Here is a 15437-nt window from a genome sequence, read left to right on the forward strand (position 1 = left end):
GGCGGCGGCGGGAGCCGGGGTGTTGGCGAACGCGGTGGTGGCGGCGAAGAGGGCGGCGACGATGACGGTCTTCATGGATGGCTCCGGGGACGACACGCCGACGCGGGATTGCATCGGTTGATGCCATGACCCTTGAGCACTCGCCGTGCCAGCACCGGTTTCAAGCAACTTCGCGGGGTTCTCCGGGTGGGAGCGGATCCGCCATGGGGAGAAACTCCTCAGTTGCGATTGCAACAATGGGTGCAAGCTCCCCAGGCAGGCGCACGTTGCTTTGACGGCAACGGCGCTCTTCTGCAAGCTGCACCGCGACCTTCCGTTCCGAGCGCCACGCGCCGGGGCATGAAGCGGAGCATGAAGCCCGGACGTCCTCGTCGTGCATGTCGCGCGGCCAGGTGTCGGGAGAGATGGCGTATGCGGCACCTGCTGGCGGCATGGAGTGTGGCGTGGCTGGGAGTGGGATGCGCCGCGACCATTCCCCCCGAGCGCCTCCAGGCCCAGGTGTTGGAGACGGAGCGTTGGCAGCGCGAGTACCAGTCCGAGCGCGAGCGCACCGAGGCGTTGGCGGCGAAGCTGGCGGCGCTGGAGTCCGCGCTGGAGGAGCTGGCGCAGGAGCGCGCGGAGGCGGAGCAGGCGCGCGCGGAGGCGGAGCAGGCGCGCGCGACCGCGGCGGAGGAGCTGGCGCGGCTGGAGACGGAGCGCCACACGCTGGAGGAGCACAACGCGCAGCTGTTGGCGCGGCAGCGCGAGCTGGCGGCGCTGCACGAGGAGCTGTCGGACGTCTGGTACGAGTCCGCGCTGGAGCGCGCGCGGCGGCGCACCCAGCCGCCCCTGCCGGGCGCCACCTCCACCGAGGCGGCCGGGCCGGTGCCGTGAGTTTCGCGTGGGCGTCCGTCCCCGGGCGCCCGCGGGTCCTTCCCCTGTCGACCCAAGGAGCGTCCCCGTGGCGATGAACTCGCGGACCCCCATCCGTGGCTACCGCGCGGGTTTCTTCTTCGTGGTGATGCTCTTGTCGGGCGTCACCGGCTTCATGCTCTGGACGGAGGTGCGCACCGGGCATCAGGTGGACGCGCTGGTGCTGGAGGCCCTGGAGCGCGCGAGCCTCATCGGCCGCATCCGCGTGGACGTGATGTCGCTGGAGTCCGCCATCGAGGCGCACGTGCGCTCCAGCGGCGACGCCGAGCGCAAGGAAGCCGACGCGGTGATGGAGGACATCCTGGGCGGCATCCGGCAGTCCTCGGAGGCGTACATGCGCCACCTGCCGCCCGGCGAGAAGGAGATCTGGCTGCGCTTCAACGGCGCGTGCCAGGGGCTGGCGGATCAGGTGCGCGCGGCGGCGGTGTTCTCACGGCAGCGCGACGCGGAGCGCGCCCGGCGCCACCTGGTGGAGAGCATCCGTCCCCTGGCGGCGGAGGTGGACCAGCTGGCGGGACAGCTGGCCACGGAGAACGCGTCCGACGCGCGCGTGCTGGTGGGGCGGCTGGGGACGCTGCGGGTGCGCAATACCGCACTGGGCGCGGCCACCACGCTGCTGGCCATCCTGCTGTCCATGCTGGTGGGCTGGCACATCATCTCCCTGCTCAAGCGCCAGGACGCCACCATCCAGGGACAGCTGGAGGAATTGGGGCGGCACAACCAGGAGCTGGATGCGTTCACCCGCCGCGTGGCGCACGACCTGATGGGCCCGCTGTCCCCGCTCAAGGGCTACCTGACGCTCATCCGGCGCTCCGGCGCGGTGAAGGACCCGGGCGCGCTGGAGATGATTTCGCAGTGCGAATCCAGCGCGGTGCGCATGGGCGAGCTCATTGAAGCGCTGCTGCGCTTCTGCCGCGCGGGCACCCGGGGCGACGGGACGATGGGGGAATTGGACACGGCGGTGAGCACGCTGCTGCTGGAGGTGAGCCAGACGGCCACGGCGCTGGGCGTGTCGCTGGAGCGCGAGCTGGAGCCGGGCGTGCTGGTGGATTGTCCCGCGCAGCTGCTCCAGGTGGTGGCGCGGAATCTCTTGTCCAACGCGGTGAAGTACACGGCGGGGCGGCCGGATCCGCGCGTGAAGGTGCGGGTGGCGACGGAGGGGACGGACGCGGTGGTGGAGGTGACGGACAACGGGCTGGGGATGAGCGCGGCGACGCAGGCATCGCTGTTCCAGCCGTTCTTCCGGGCCGCGGAGGTGCGGGGCATTCCGGGGCACGGCCTGGGCCTGGCCACCACCCGGCGCGTGGTGGAGGCGCACGGCGGCACGCTCACGGTTCATTCAGAAGAAGGCAAGGGCACGCGGATCCGCGTGCGGTTCGCACGTGCGGCGCGCACTCCGGCGCCGCTTGTGGTGGAGTCCGACGCCCACTCCATCCGCAAGGCCTCATGAGCACAGCCCGAATCCTCGTCGTCGATGATGATCCGCATGCGCGGGACCTGCTCCAGCGCCTGCTGGGCGTGCTGGGTCCGGTGACGCAGGCGCCGGACCCCAAGGGCGCGGCGGAGCGGATGGGCGAGCAGTCCTTCGACCTGGTGCTCACGGACATGGCCATGCCCGACCCGGGCGACGGCCTGAAGGTGCTCCAGCTGGTGAAGCAGAACCTGCCGGACACGCCGGTGATTGTCGTGACGGCGTTCGGCAACATCGAGGGCGCGCTGGACAGCATCCAGCTGGGCGCCTTCGACTACCTGTCCAAGCCGTTCGACGTGGACGCCATCATGCGGGTGGCGAAGCGGGCGCTGGAGCAGAAGCGGCTGGTGGAGGAGAACCGCACGCTGCGCAAGCAGGTGGAGCGCACGTCGCTGGTGGGCCGCAGCCAGGCGCTGCTGGAGGTCTACAAGCAGGTGGCCCGCGCGGCGACCAGCAACGTGCCGGTGCTGATTACGGGTGAGACGGGCACGGGCAAGGAGATGGTGGCGCGGGCGCTGCACAAGCGCTCGGCGCGCACGTCCGGGCCGTTCATCCCGGTGGACTGCGGCGCCATCACCGAGTCGCTGATGGAGAGCGAGCTGTTCGGCCACGCGAAGGGCAGCTTCACGGGGGCGTCGGGGGCGCGGCGCGGCCTGTTCGAGGAGGCCAACGGCGGCACGCTGTTCCTGGACGAGATTGGCGACGTGGGGATGAAGGTCCAGTCGCAGCTCCTGCGCGTGCTCCAGGAGGGGGAGATCCGCCGCGTGGGCGAGAGCGTCCCGGTGAAGGTGGACGTGCGGGTGCTGGCGGCGACGAACAAGGACTTGAAGGCGCGGGTGGCGGAAGGGGCGTTCCGCGAGGACCTGCTGTACCGGCTGGACGTGGTGCACCTGCACCTGCCGCCCTTGCGTGAGCGGCGCGAGGACATCCCGGCGCTGGTGGAGCACTTCGCGTCGCTGCACGCGCGGGGCGGGGTGCGGCCGGTGGTGACGGCGGACGCGATGGCGCGGCTCACGGTGTACGACTGGCCGGGCAACGTGCGGCAGCTGGAGAACGTGATGGCGCGGGCGCTCGCGCTGAACGTGACGGGCGTGCTGGGGCCGCCGGACTTTCCGGAGCCCATCGGTGACGCGCCCAAGCGGCTGACGGGGCTCGCGGGGGATTTGCCGCCCCTCGCGGAGCTGTCCAGGCGCTACGCGGCGCACGTGCTCCAGCACGTGGGCGGCAACAAGAGCGAAGCCGCGCGCCTGTTGGGCGTGGACCGCAAGACGCTCTACAAGCTCCTGGAGGCGCCGGAGTCGCCCGAAGGGATGCCGCCCGCGGAGGGGCGGAGCTGATCCACAGGAGGCGGTTTCCGCCGTTCGTGGCAATCGCCGTTCAGGGCGCAAGCCCTGCCCACCCACGCGCTTCCGCGCGCAGGAGATCGCACCTGGGCCGACGTTGAGGATGTCAGCGGGGACCCGTAGCGTTGCGGCCTGTATGCGCCGCCGCTGGTTCCCCCTCGGACTCCCCCTGTTGTTCTTCGCGTGCGCTCCGGTGGAGCCCCCCGTTCGCGCAGTGCCGGTGGACGCGGGCACCGTGACGGCGCAGGCCCCCGCGCCCGAGTTGGAGGCCGTGCCGGCGGAGTCCGCGCGGGCGCTCCACTCCGCATGGCAGGCCACCGCGCCCGCGCCTACTGATGACGGTGGTGTCACGCATGCGGCTGCTCCGGCGCTGCTGGGCGTCATGGAGGATCCGGAGGACGCGGGCAGTGCGCTCTCGCTGTCGCAATCCATCTCCGTCGGCGCGAACACCGAAGCGCTGCCGGGCGAAGAGGAGCCCCAGGTCATCACCGAGTCCGAGGTCCCCGTGCTGGAGCTGGGACCGGATGGTGAGCCGTTGATCGACGCGGACGACGAAGCCACCGCGACTGATACGGATGCCCTCGTGCAGGACTTGGACGGCGGGAGCGCTGTCGCCGTGGGTTCCGACCCGAACGTGCCTGTCGCCAACGCGGGGACCGACACCCCGGAGCCCACAACCATCACGGGCGCCGACGGTGACGAGGACGCGGTCGCGGAAGCACCGCTCGCGGAAGTCGACGCGGGCATGGAGCCCTACGCCATCCCATATGCACCGGATGCGGGCTCGCTGCGTGTGCGTCGCTCCATCGCGGTGCGCTCCGAGCCCCGGCAGGACTCACCTTCGCTGGGCACCGTGGCCCAGGACATGCGCGTGAAGTGGCAGGGCGCGATGCGCGGGCCGGACTGCGACACCTGGGTGCAATTGCAACCGCGTGGCTGGGTCTGCGAGCGCTACCTAGAGCAGAACTTCCGCGAGCCCCGTGTCCGCCCGCTGCCCCGCGTGGAGGAGGGCGCGCTCACCCCCGGCGTCTACGCTCGCGTCGTGGGGCACCGCGTGCGCGCCTATCCGAGCCTCGCCCTCGCCCGCCGCAAGAAGCAGGGCGTGCTGCTCAAGGGCTCCGTCACCGTGAAGCTCCTGGGCCAGGTGAAGGTCGGCCGGCGCACCTTCTGGCGCACCTCGGATGGCCAGTACTTCGAAGCGCGTGTGCTGCGCGAACACCGCCCCTCAGACTTCAGCGGCCTGGACGCGGAGGCGCTCGCGTCCCTGCCCATGCCCTTCGGCTGGGCCCAGTCCCGCTCCGCCCCCCGCACCGACGTGGTGGTGCGCAAGGCCCCGGACGCGCGAGCGGAACGAGAGACGACCCTCCCGCCGCGCACGCTCGTCTCCGTGCGCGAGTTGTCGCCCGACGGCCAGTGGGTCCGCATCGCGGAGGACCACTGGGTGGCGCGCGACGACCTGCACGTCGCGTGGTCGCTGGCGTCCCCGTCCATCGTGGAGCCCGGCGCGCGCTGGCTGGACGTGGACCTGGAGGCCCAGACGCTCATCGCCTACGAGGGCGACCGTCCCGTCTACGCCACGCTCATCTCCTCCGGCAAACCGGGCACCGACACGCCGGAAGGCCTCTTCCGCATCTGGGTGAAGTTCGCGGAAGCGGACATGACGGGCACCATGGGCAAGGCCAGCTACCGCGTGGCCACCGTGCCGTGGACCATGTTCTTCGAGGGCGACTTCGCCCTGCACACCGCCTACTGGCACGACCGCTTCGGCGAACCCGTGAGCCACGGTTGCATCAACCTGTCCCCCAAGGACGCGCGGGCCCTCTACGGGTGGACGACGCCCGAAGTGCCCACCGGCTGGTCCATGGTCCACGCGATGCCGGACGACCCCGGCACCTGGGTGCGCATCCGGGGCCAGGCCTACGAAGCGCCAAAGAAGCGCCGCAAGGGCGCCCCCATCGTCGCCACCGTCCGGGACCTCTAACCGCCCAGCACGGACACCGTGACGCGGCGGCGGTGCGGTGACGTGCGGTGCTCCCAGACGTAGACGCCCTGCCACGTGCCCAGGTCCGCCTCGCCGTCCTTCACCGGGATGCTCAGGGACACCTGCGTCAGCACCGTGCGCACGTGCGCGGGCATGTCGTCCGGCCCCTCCGCGTCGTGCTGGAACAGCGGATCCCCGTCCTTCACCAGCCGGGAGAAGAACGCCTCCAGGTCGCGCTGGACGACGGGGTCCGCGTTCTCGCTGATGATCAGCGACGCGCTGGTGTGGTGCAGGAACACCGTGCACAGGCCCTCGCGGATGCCCGTGCCCTTCACCGCCCGCTGCACCTCACCGGTGATGTCCACCAGGCCTCGGCCTCGCGTGGACACCGTCAGCTCCTTCGCCTGATACACCCCAGGCCTCCGTCCCGCGGCTTCAGCGCCCGTCCAGCCGCTTCACCAGGAATGCCGCCAGCTGCTCCAGCTCCTCCGTGATGATGGTGTGCCCACCGTCGAAAGGCAGGAACTCCACCGGCAGCCCCGCGCCCATCAGCAGGTCGCGCAGGCGCTCGCCTTCCTGGAAGGGCAGCACCGCGTCCTGCCGGCCGTGTGCCTGGAACACCGGCAGGGACGGACGGCCGCGGACCTTGGCCTCCCACTCCTTGCCGGCGACCATGGCCCCGGACAGGAGACACAGGCCGGCGGGGCACTCCTCCAGCCGCAGCGCCACGTCCGTGGACACCATCGCGCCCTGGCTGAAGCCTCCCAGCACCACGCGGTTCAAGGGCACCTGGAGCGCCGCCACCACGCTCATCAGCGCCCGGCGCGCGGCGGGCATCCCCGGCGGCACCGTCTGCGAGTAGTGCGCCCAGTCCCGGCCCTGGCCCATCAGGATGGCCATGGGGAGCTCGAACCACGCGCGGCCCCCGGGCATGCCCAGCGCGTCCAGCGGCAGCAGGGCCTCCGGAAAGACGAACCGCACGCCCTGCGCCAGTCGGGGCGCGGCCATCATCAGCTCGGGCGCCAGCGCCACCAGGTCCGTGCCCGGCGCGCCGAAGCCGTGGCTCAGCAGCACCACCAGCTCCGGCGTCGCGCCCTCGGGGAGCGCGTCCACCACGTGGCAGTCCAGCTCTCCCAGCTTCGTGCGCACGTGGCGCGGGCGGAGGCTCACGGCTGCGCGTCGCTGATGGTGACGTGCTGGATGACCATGTCCGTGTCCGGCCGGTCCTGCCGGTTGCGCGGCGTGTTGGCGATCTTCTCCACCACGTCGTAGCCCTTCACCACCTCACCGAAGATGGTGTGCCGGCCCTTGAGGAACTGCGGCGTGGACGTGGTGATGAAGAACTGGCTGCCGTTGGTGCCCGGGCCCGCGTTGGCCATGGCCAAGAGGCCCTTCTTGTCGAAGTCCCGGTTGCTCTTGAACTCGTCCTCGAAGCGGTAGCCCGGGTCGCCCCGGCCGGTGCCCGTGGGGTCGCCGCCCTGGATCATGAAGTCGGGGATGACGCGGTGGAAGATGACGCCGTCGTAGAGCGGCTTGCCCTCCACGCGCTCACCCGTCTTGGGGTTGATCCACGCCTGCTCGCCGGACGCCAGGCCCACGAAGTTCGCCACCGTCTTGGGCGCGTCCTTGGAGAAGAGCTTGAGCACGATGGTGCCCTGGTTCGTCTCCATCGTGGCCCAGAGGTCCTGGCCCTCCAGCGCCTTCTTCTGGAAGCCCTTCGCGGAGGCCGCGTCCGTCTGCAGGCTCACCGTGCGGGTAGCCGCCGCGGAGTTGGAGGGTGGTGCTGCGGGGGCCTTCGCGGCCGGCGGCTGCTCCTTGTCCTTGGAGCACGCGGTCAGGGCGAGGCAGAGGAGTCCAGCGGTCAGGAATCGGGTGCGCATGGGGCGCGCATCCTAGCGGCTTTCGACCCGGCTCCAGCGTGTTAAAGAGGGGCTTCATCCCCGGAGGTTTCCCCTGTGACAACCGGACAGGAATGGCTGGTTGACGCGAGCGGCTGCGCGCCGGAGCGGCTCAAGGACGCGGCCGCGCTGGCGGCGCTCTTCGAGGAGCTGGTCGTCCTGATGGACCTGAAGGTCGTGGGCCAGCCGCAGTGGCACGTCTTCCCGGAGCCCGGCGGCGTCACCGGCCTGGCGCTCCTGGCCGAGAGCCACCTGGCCATCCACACCTTCCCGGAGCATGGCTTCGCCGCGCTCAACGTCTACTGCTGCCGCACCCGCGCGCGCCCGGACTTCGACGCGCTGGCTGCGAAGCACCTGGGCGCCACGTCGTGCCGCGTGCGCGAGCTGTCGAGAGGGGTGGAGGCGTGACGCAGGGGGCGTGTCCGTCGTGTGGCGCGAGCGTGGAGTTCTCCGCCGGGTCGGCGCAGGTCGTGGTGTGCGGCCACTGCCAGACGATGGTGGCCCGCGTGGGCGCGGAGCTGGAGGACCACGGCAAGGTGGCCCGCATCGTGGAGACGGACTCCCCGCTGCGCCTGGGGCTGGAGGGCCGCGTCAACGGCACCTCGTACCAGATCGTCGGGCACCTCCAGAAGGACCACGGCGCCGGCCCCTGGGACGAGTGGTACGTGGAGATGGCCGACGGCCGCACCGGCTGGCTCAGCGAGTCCGAGGGCGCCTTCCACCTGCTCTCCGACGCGGGTGTGGAGGAGGGCATCGAGCTGGAGCACCTCCACCCCGGGGACCGCCTGCGCCTGCGCAACCGCCCGCTGGTGGTGGAGGAGCGCGGCCACGGGCGCGTCGTCGCCGCGGAGGGACAGCTCCCCAGCGACGTGGATCCCCAGGCGGACAGCTACTACGTGGACGCCACCGGCCCGCGCGGCCTGTTCGTCACGCTGGACTTCGGCACGCGCGACCGAGACCCGGAGGTGTTCCTGGGGCAGCGGCTGGAGCTCAAGCAGCTGGGCATCCCCGCGGGGGAGATGCGCCCCCGCGTGCGCAAGGCCCAGCTCCAGCAGGCGCGCTGCACCAACTGCAACGGCCCGCTGGAGCTGCGCGCGCCGGACCAGACGCTGCGCGTGGCGTGCCCGTACTGCGGCGCGCTGATGAGCGTGGCGCAGGGCAAGCTGGCCTTCCTCAAGCTGCTCCAGAAGCCGGAGCTGCCAGCCGCCATCCAGCTGGGGCAGAAGGGCACGCTCGACGGCACGGAGTGGATCTGCATCGGCTACCAGGAGCGCTCGTGCGTGGTGGAGGGCACGCGCTACCCGTGGATGGAGTACCTGCTCTACCACCCGGCGCGCGGCTTCACCTGGCTGATGGAGTCCAACGGCCACTGGGTGTTCCTGACGCCCATGGCCGCCGGTGACGTCAACGTCGTGCCGCAGGTGTCCGCCTTCTACGAGCGCCGCCGCTACAAGGCCTTCCAGTCCGTCACCGCCGTCACCGACGCGGTGGTGGGTGAGTTCTACTGGAAGGTCTTCCAGGGCGAGAAGGCGCGCGCCACGGAGTACGTCGCGCCGCCGTACTCGGTGAACGAGGACGCCACCGACAACGAGGTCTCGTACACGCATGGCGAGTACCTCTCCCCGGAGACGGTGCGCGACGCGTTCAAGCTGAAGGAGCCGCTGCCCGGGCCCCGGGGCATCGCGCCCAGCCAGCCGAACCTGCGCCGCGAGTCGATGATGCGCACGCTGCTCTGGTCCGCCGTGTGGCTGCTGGGGCTGTTCGCGCTGTCGGCCGTGTTCCACATGCGCGCCCTCAACGCGCAGGTGCTGGACCTGCGGGTGACGCTGCCCCGGACCGCGAACTCCGGCACCGCCGACGCCATGCACTTCAGCGAGCCCTTCGAGCTTCAGCGGGCCGGCAACATGCGGGCGCAGATCCACATGTCGCAGGCGCTGAACAATGCCTGGGTGGGCGTGCAGGGCGACCTGGTGAACCAGGACACGCAGGACGTGGTGAGCTTCTACGAAGAGGTGAGCTTCTACCACGGGCGCGACAGCGACGGCTCCTGGAGCGAGGGCAGCCAGAGCGGCAGCGTGTTCCTGTCGTCGCTGCCCAAGGGGACGTACGTGCTGCGGACGACCACGTCGTTCGACCCGGCCCTGAAGCTCAAGGGGCCCCAGTTGGGGCCCGTCGTCAGCTACCAGGTGGTGCTCACGCACGACACGCCCAACGAGAGCTGGTTCGTCATCTCGCTGGTGCTGCTGCTGGTGATTCCGGCGCTGTCGTTCTTCAGCGCCAACAGCTTCGAAACCGAGCGCTGGAAGGAAAGCAACCTGTGAGCGGACAGGGAGGTGGACGATGAAGTACCTGGGCGGACTGGTGCTCGTGGCGTACGCGTGGGCCACCTATACGGGCTGGGCCCCTTTCAGTGACGAGGAGCGCGGGCGGGTGACCGGCGACGTGAAGCGCGGTCCCGGCGGCGTGCTGCTGTGGACCGGTGGATTCATGGGAGGCAAGTGATGCTGTTGCTCGGAGTGGTGGTCACCCTGCAGGGAGTGCTGGCGAGCGTCATCTATTCGCTCATCGGCCTGGTGGTGTTCGTGGCCGGCTTCTACGTCATCCGCCTCATCCTGCCGTACGACGTGCACAAGGAAATCGAGGTCGACCAGAACACCGCGCTGGGCATCGTCATCGGCTCGTTCATCCTGGGCCTGGCCATCATCATCGCGGCGGCCATCAGCGGCTGAAACACGTGACGCTTTGAACAAGACGCTGCTCTTCCTCACCGTCCTCGTCATCGCGACGTGCGGGCTCATCTACGAGCTCATCGTCGGGACGCTCGCCAGCTACCTGCTGGGGGACAGCATCACCCAGTTCTCCACTGTCATCGGCGGCTACCTCTTCGCCATGGGCATTGGCAGCTACCTGTCGCGCTTCGTGGAGCGCGGGGTGGCCCAGCGCTTCGTGGAGATAGAGCTGGCCGTGGCCCTGGTCGGCGGGCTGTGCGCGCCGATGCTGTTCCTCACCTTCACGCTCACCAGCGTGTTCCCCGTGGTGCTGTACGGCAGCGTGCTCGTCATTGGCACGCTGGTGGGGCTGGAGATTCCCCTCCTGCTGCGCATCCTGCAGGACCAGCTCAAGTTCAAGGACCTGGTCAGCCAGGTGCTGACGTTCGACTACCTGGGCGCGCTCGCGGCCAGCGTGGCCTTCCCGCTCTTGCTGGTGCCGAAGCTGGGGCTGGTGCGCACGTCGCTGCTCTTCGGCCTGCTCAACGCGGGCGTGGGGCTGTGGAGCACGTGGCTGCTCGCGCCCGTGCTGGCCAACCCCGTGCGCCTGCGCATCAAGGCGGTGGCGCTGTGCGCGGGGCTGCTGGTGTGCTTCGCGCTGGGGGACCGGCTCACCACGTTCTACGAAGACCAGCTCTACGCGGACGACGTCGTCCACGCCACGAGCTCCCCCTACCAGCGCATCATCGTCACGCGCGGCAAGCGGGGCTTCTCGCTGTTCCTCAACGGCAACCTCCAGTTCGCCAGCATCGACGAGTACCGCTACCACGAGTCCCTGGTGCACCCGGCCATGGTGCGCGCGCGGAAGGTGGAGCACGTGCTGATTCTCGGCGGCGGGGACGGGCTCGCGGCGCGCGAGGTGCTGCGGTATCCGGAGGTGAAGTCCGTCACGCTGGTGGACCTGGACCCCGCCATCACCGGGCTCGCCACGAACTACCCGGAGCTGGCGGCGCTCAACCACCACGCCATGACGCACCCGAAGATGCGCGTCATCAACACGGACGCCATGCAGTTTCTGACCGAAGGCGCCAACGCCTGGGACGTCGTCATCGTGGACTTCCCGGACCCCAACAACTTCGCGCTGGGGAAGCTGTACACGACGGGCTTCTACAAGATTTTGAAGAAGCGCATGGCGCCGGGCGGCGTGGCGGTCATCCAGAGCACGAGTCCGCTGTTCGCGCGGCGCTCGTTCTGGTGCGTGGAGACCACGTTGAAGGCAGCGGGCTTCTGGACGCAGCCGTACCACGCGCTGGTGCCGTCCTTCGGTGAGTGGGGCTACGTGCTGGTGGCGCAGGAGCCGGCCGGCCGCCACCGCCAGCTGCCGGACGGATTGGCGTTCCTGGACGAGGACACGCTGGAGGGGCTCACGCGCTTCTCTCCAGACATGGCCGCGCTGCCGGCGGAGGTGAACCGGCTGAACAACCAGGTGCTGGTGCACTACTACGAAGAGGAGTGGCGCCGGTGGAACTGACGCGGCGCGAGCTGGTCGCCGCGTTCCTGGGCGCCTCCGTGGCGAGCGCCTGTACGCGGCAGGCCGCTCGCGCGCCGGTGCCGGGCGCCATCGTGGACCGGGCGGTGGACACCGGCCACAAGTTGCGCACAGGGCCGCTGCCGCGCGCGCAGGACTTCGAGCCGGTGGGCGTGTTGATTGTCGGCGCGGGCGCGGCCGGGCTGTCCGCCGCGTGGCGCCTGTCCGCCGCGGGCGTGAAGGACCTGCGCGTGGTGGAGCTGGAGGCGGAGGCCGGGGGCACGTCCCGCTCCGGCCGCAACGCCGTGTCCGCGTTCCCATGGGGCGCGCACTACCTGCCATCCCCCCTGGAGGACACGGGGCCGGTGATGCGCCTGTTGCGGGAGATGGACGCCGTCACCGGCGTGGACGCGGAGGGCCACCCGTCGTTCGCGGAGGAGCTGCTCATCCAGGAGCCCGACGAGCGCGTCTTCTTCAAGGGCCACTGGTACGAAGGGCTGTACCTGCGCGCGGGCGCGAGCCCCGAGGACCTGGCGGAGCTGGAGCGCTTCGACACGAAGATGAACGCCTTCGCCGCCGCGCGCGACGCGAAGGGGCGCAAGGCGTTCGCGGTGCCGGTGGCGCTCTCCAGCGACGACGCGGAGTGGACCGCGCTGGACGCGCTGAGCATGGCGCGGTGGATGGAGGCGGAGGGCTTCCGCTCGCCCCGGCTGAAGTGGTTCGTGGACTACGCGTGCCGCGACGACTACGGCGCCACCTCCGAGCACGTCTCCGCCTGGGCGGGCATCTGGTACTTCGCCGCGCGGCAGAACGGGAAGGGTGAGCGCAGCGACGGCTTCCTCTCCTGGCCCGAGGGCAACGGCCGGCTGGTGAAGCAGCTGGCGTCGTCGCTGGGCCCGCGCCAGCTGGAGACGCAGGTGCTGGTGCACACGGTGGAGCCAGGAGAGGACGGCTGCCGCGTGCACGCGCTGGATGCGCGCACCGGGGCGCCCAGGGCCTTCCATGCCCGGCAGGTGGTGCTGGCGTGCCCGCGCTTCGTCGCCGCGCACGTGGTGGCGCCGTGGCGCGAGGCCCGCCCCGCGTGGATGGACGCCTTCGTCTACAGCCCGTGGGTGGTGGCGAACCTGACGGTGTCCGCGCCCCCGGCGTCGCGGGGCTTCCCGCTGGCCTGGGACAACGTCTTCTACGAGAGCCGGAGCCTGGGCTACGTGGTGGCCACGCACCAGTCGCTGCGCCAGGACGCGCGCGGGCCCACGGTGCTCACCTGGTACCTGCCCATGGCCGGCGCGGACGTGAAGGCGGAGCGCAATCAGGCCCTCTCCGCGACGTACGGGGACTGGGAGGCGCTGGTGATGGCGGACCTGCTGCCGGCGCACCCTGGGGTGGGCGCGCTCGCGCAGCGGCTGGAGGTGCAGCGCTGGGGCCACGCCATGGTGCGGCCCCAGCCCGGCTTCCTCTGGGGTGAGGCTCGCCGCGCCGCGCAACAGAGCCTGGGGCGGCACCTGCACTTCGCGCACACGGACCTGGGCGGCATGGCCCTCTTCGAGGAGGCCAACTGGTTCGGCGTGCAGGCCGCGGAGCGGGCCCTGGCGGGAATGGGGCTCAAGAGCGCCAGTTGGTTGTAGCCATCCGAAGCGGGAGGGTAGGGCACATGAAGGACAGTCGCTTCAGCCGGGCGGAGTTCCTCGGACTCACCAGCCTGCTCGCGGGCTCCACGCTGTTTCCGAATCGGAGCGAAGCGGCTCCGGACGGAGGCACGCCGTCCCTGCGCACCACCAAATCGCCGGGGCTCGCGGGCGTCCCCGCCGCGAACGCGAACGCCGCGGCGCCCAAGCCGGGCTCGCCGGCGCTCTCGCCGGCCGGGTACGAACAGCTGCGCAAGGCCTGCACCGCGTCGCTGCCGGTGAGCTCCACGTCCGACGACGGCGCGGAGTACGTGCGCATTGGCGAGTGGATGCAGCGCCAGAAGCTGTCCAGCGACTCCTACGGCAACGGCGACTTCGTGCAGGCCTTCGAGAAGAAGCTCGCGGACCTGCTGGGCTTCGAGGACGCGTGCTTCATGCCCACGGGCACCATGGCGCAGCTCATCGCGCTGCGCATCTACGCGGACTCGAGCAACGTGCGCACGGTGGGCGTGCACCCGTCGTCCCACCACGTGCTGCATGAGGACGACGCCTACTCCGTGCTGCACCAGCTGCGCGCGGTGAACCTGGGCCCGTGGACGCGTCCGCTCCTGGCGGAGGATGTGGCGAAGTCCCCCGACACGCTGGGCAGCGTCAGCGTGGAGCTGCCGGTGCGCTGGCTGGGCGGGCAGCTCCAGACGTGGGAGCAGCTCCAGGAGCTCAAGCGCACCTGCCGCGACAAGAAGGTGAAGCTGCACATGGACGGCGCGCGGCTGTGGGAGAGCCAGCCCTTCTATGGCCGCTCCTACGCGGACCTCTGCAAGGGCTTCGACTCCGTCTACGTGTCCTTCTACAAGATGGTGGGCGGCATCGGCGGCGCGATGCTGGTGGGCAGCCGCGACTTCATCAAGGAGTCGCGCGTGTGGCGCCACCGGCACGGCGGCAACCTGTTCCACCTGGCCCCGCTGGTGGCCTCCGCCGCCATGCGCTTCGACGCGGCGCTGGCCTCCATCCCCGGCTACGTGAAGCGGGCGAAGGCCATCACCACGCTCATCGCGGCGGACTCGCGCGTCACCGTGCTGCCGCAGCCCGTGCAGACGAACATGTTCCACGTGTTCCTGCGCGGCTCACCCCAGGCCTACGTCAAGCAGCGCGACCGCATCGCGCGCGAGGACCGCGTCTGGGTGGCGGGGGGCTTCGGGCAGACGCGCGTGCCCGGCGTCGTGTCCACGGAGCTGCAGGTGAGCGAGGGGCTCCAGGACATCAGCGACGCGGACGCGGCCAGGGCCTTCCTGCGCCTGCTGGAGGCGGCCTGAGCCCTGGCCGCCAACCCTGACGTCGGGTGTCAAAGTCAGACACCCGACGTATGAAACACAGCACCGCGGCCGTGCTTCAGGCCGCCTTCTTGACGCTGTACTGCGGCTCCTGCGCCTGCGCCTTCAGGAAGAACTCCGAGTCCAGCAGCATCACGATGCGGCCCTTGTCGTCGTGGAACGCGATGGGGCCGTGCGCGGTGAAGTGGATGAGCGACTCCTCCAGCGCGGTGGTGGACGGGTGCTCGGCGCCCAGCGGCTCGAACTCGTAGTCCCCCGCGCGGGTGACGCCCAGGCGGTCCTGCGTGGAGCCGGAGAGGATGAAGATCTCCGCCGGGCCCAGGTGCTTGTGCGGCGCGAAGACAGCGCCCTTCTCCATCTTCAGGATGGCGCTCCACACGCCCGTCTCCGCGCTCACGCGAAGCAGGCGGTAGGAGGTTCCAGGACCGAGCGGCTTCCACTCGAGGTCCGCAGTGTGAACCATTCCATCCATCATCGCCATTCCGGACATGAAAGCCTCCACGGTCGGCCCTGCGTCTGTGTGTCGCCAGCCATGATAACGCCCGGAAAGGAAAACCTTGCAAGTTAGTCACACGTGTCAGGTTGTTGTCTTTGAACCACCCCTTTGTCTCAGGAAGATTCCACGGCGGCTGTCCGCCAG

General features: G+C 70.4%; 15 protein-coding genes. 11 read left to right on the top strand and 4 right to left on the bottom strand.

Annotated elements, in window-relative coordinates; all coding sequences use genetic code 11:
* Positions 1-411: 411 nt before the first annotated feature.
* From D7W82_RS18925 to D7W82_RS18940, 4 genes are all read left to right on the top strand, one after another.
* Entirely contained in the window at positions 412-873 is a 462-nt protein-coding gene (locus tag D7W82_RS18925; protein WP_120619689.1) for a hypothetical protein, read from the top strand.
* 73 nt (positions 874-946) lie between these two features.
* Entirely contained in the window at positions 947-2362 is a 1416-nt protein-coding gene (locus D7W82_RS18930) for an ATP-binding protein (protein ID WP_120619690.1), read from the top strand.
* The gene (locus D7W82_RS18935) at positions 2359-3720 is read left to right on the top strand and encodes a sigma-54 dependent transcriptional regulator (RefSeq protein WP_120619691.1); all 1362 of its coding nucleotides are present in this window, start codon (positions 2359-2361) and stop codon (positions 3718-3720) included. Before D7W82_RS18930 ends, D7W82_RS18935 begins: the two co-directional genes overlap by 4 nt.
* Positions 3721-3862: 142 nt before the next feature.
* Positions 3863-5707, top strand: a complete 1845-nt coding sequence (locus tag D7W82_RS18940; RefSeq protein WP_120619692.1) for a L,D-transpeptidase family protein — start codon at positions 3863-3865, stop codon at positions 5705-5707.
* Here the strand turns inward: D7W82_RS18940 and D7W82_RS18945 are convergent.
* The 3 genes from D7W82_RS18945 to D7W82_RS18955 are packed head-to-tail and all read right to left on the bottom strand — an operon-like array spanning position 5704 to position 7587.
* Positions 5704-6120 (bottom strand): secondary thiamine-phosphate synthase enzyme YjbQ, encoded by a 417-nt coding sequence (locus D7W82_RS18945; protein WP_120619693.1) that lies wholly within the window; start codon positions 6118-6120, stop codon positions 5704-5706. The two genes, D7W82_RS18940 and D7W82_RS18945, sit on opposite strands and share 4 nt — an antisense overlap.
* Before the next feature lie 22 nt (positions 6121-6142).
* Complete coding sequence (locus tag D7W82_RS18950) at positions 6143-6877, bottom strand: alpha/beta hydrolase (protein ID WP_120619694.1); 735 nt, start codon at positions 6875-6877, stop codon at positions 6143-6145.
* Positions 6874-7587, bottom strand: coding sequence for a peptidylprolyl isomerase (locus tag D7W82_RS18955; RefSeq protein WP_120619695.1), 714 nt, complete (start codon positions 7585-7587; stop codon positions 6874-6876). The genes D7W82_RS18950 and D7W82_RS18955 overlap by 4 nt, the downstream gene beginning before the upstream one ends.
* 75 nt (positions 7588-7662) lie before the next feature.
* Between D7W82_RS18955 and speD the strand changes: the two genes are divergently transcribed.
* The 7 genes from speD to D7W82_RS18985 are packed head-to-tail and all read left to right on the top strand — an operon-like array spanning position 7663 to position 14779.
* A complete protein-coding gene (speD, locus tag D7W82_RS18960) occupies positions 7663-8013 on the top strand; it encodes an adenosylmethionine decarboxylase (RefSeq protein WP_120525197.1) in 351 nt (116 codons plus the stop codon).
* Positions 8010-9926: a DUF4178 domain-containing protein gene (locus D7W82_RS18965; RefSeq protein ID WP_120619696.1), complete on the top strand. Its 1917-nt coding sequence runs from the start codon at positions 8010-8012 to the stop codon at positions 9924-9926. Before speD ends, D7W82_RS18965 begins: the two co-directional genes overlap by 4 nt.
* 19 nt (positions 9927-9945) lie before the next feature.
* Positions 9946-10107, top strand: a complete 162-nt coding sequence (locus D7W82_RS40990; RefSeq protein WP_014393983.1) for a hypothetical protein — start codon at positions 9946-9948, stop codon at positions 10105-10107.
* Positions 10107-10334 carry a DUF350 domain-containing protein gene (locus tag D7W82_RS18970; RefSeq protein WP_014393984.1) on the top strand — a complete coding sequence of 76 codons (228 nt, stop codon included), beginning with the start codon at positions 10107-10109 and terminating at the stop codon, positions 10332-10334. The genes D7W82_RS40990 and D7W82_RS18970 overlap by 1 nt, the downstream gene beginning before the upstream one ends.
* A gap of 13 nt (positions 10335-10347) precedes the next feature.
* Entirely contained in the window at positions 10348-11844 is a 1497-nt protein-coding gene (locus D7W82_RS18975) for a polyamine aminopropyltransferase (protein ID WP_120619697.1), read from the top strand.
* Complete coding sequence (locus D7W82_RS18980; protein ID WP_199727784.1) at positions 11835-13466, top strand: FAD-dependent oxidoreductase; 1632 nt, start codon at positions 11835-11837, stop codon at positions 13464-13466. The genes D7W82_RS18975 and D7W82_RS18980 overlap by 10 nt, the downstream gene beginning before the upstream one ends.
* Before the next feature lie 26 nt (positions 13467-13492).
* Positions 13493-14779, top strand: a complete 1287-nt coding sequence (locus D7W82_RS18985; RefSeq protein WP_120619699.1) for a low specificity L-threonine aldolase — start codon at positions 13493-13495, stop codon at positions 14777-14779.
* A gap of 76 nt (positions 14780-14855) precedes the next feature.
* Here D7W82_RS18985 and D7W82_RS18990 read toward each other — a convergent pair whose 3' ends face one another.
* Positions 14856-15260: a cupin domain-containing protein gene (locus tag D7W82_RS18990; protein WP_158616689.1), complete on the bottom strand. Its 405-nt coding sequence runs from the start codon at positions 15258-15260 to the stop codon at positions 14856-14858.
* Positions 15261-15437: the final 177 nt, after the last annotated feature.

It is taken from the genome of Corallococcus sp. CA049B (assembly GCF_003611685.1).
Taxonomy (GTDB): Bacteria; Myxococcota; Myxococcia; order Myxococcales; family Myxococcaceae; genus Corallococcus; species Corallococcus coralloides.

Excerpts from the sequence above, each read along its gene's own strand:
- D7W82_RS18930 (WP_120619690.1), top strand. The coding sequence starts at position 947 with ATGAACTCGCGGACCCCCATCCGTGGCTACCGCGCGGGTTTCTTCTTC.
- D7W82_RS18940 (WP_120619692.1), top strand. The coding sequence starts at position 3,863 with ATGCGCCGCCGCTGGTTCCCCCTCGGACTCCCCCTGTTGTTCTTCGCG.
- D7W82_RS40990 (WP_014393983.1), top strand. The coding sequence starts at position 9,946 with ATGAAGTACCTGGGCGGACTGGTGCTCGTGGCGTACGCGTGGGCCACC.
- D7W82_RS18970 (WP_014393984.1), top strand. The coding sequence starts at position 10,107 with ATGCTGTTGCTCGGAGTGGTGGTCACCCTGCAGGGAGTGCTGGCGAGC.
- D7W82_RS18925 (WP_120619689.1), top strand. The coding sequence starts at position 412 with ATGCGGCACCTGCTGGCGGCATGGAGTGTGGCGTGGCTGGGAGTGGGA.
- D7W82_RS18985 (WP_120619699.1), top strand. The coding sequence starts at position 13,493 with ATGAAGGACAGTCGCTTCAGCCGGGCGGAGTTCCTCGGACTCACCAGC.
- D7W82_RS18955 (WP_120619695.1), bottom strand. The coding sequence starts at position 7,587 with ATGCGCACCCGATTCCTGACCGCTGGACTCCTCTGCCTCGCCCTGACC.
- D7W82_RS18990 (WP_158616689.1), bottom strand. The coding sequence starts at position 15,260 with ATGGTTCACACTGCGGACCTCGAGTGGAAGCCGCTCGGTCCTGGAACC.
- D7W82_RS18935 (WP_120619691.1), top strand. The coding sequence starts at position 2,359 with ATGAGCACAGCCCGAATCCTCGTCGTCGATGATGATCCGCATGCGCGG.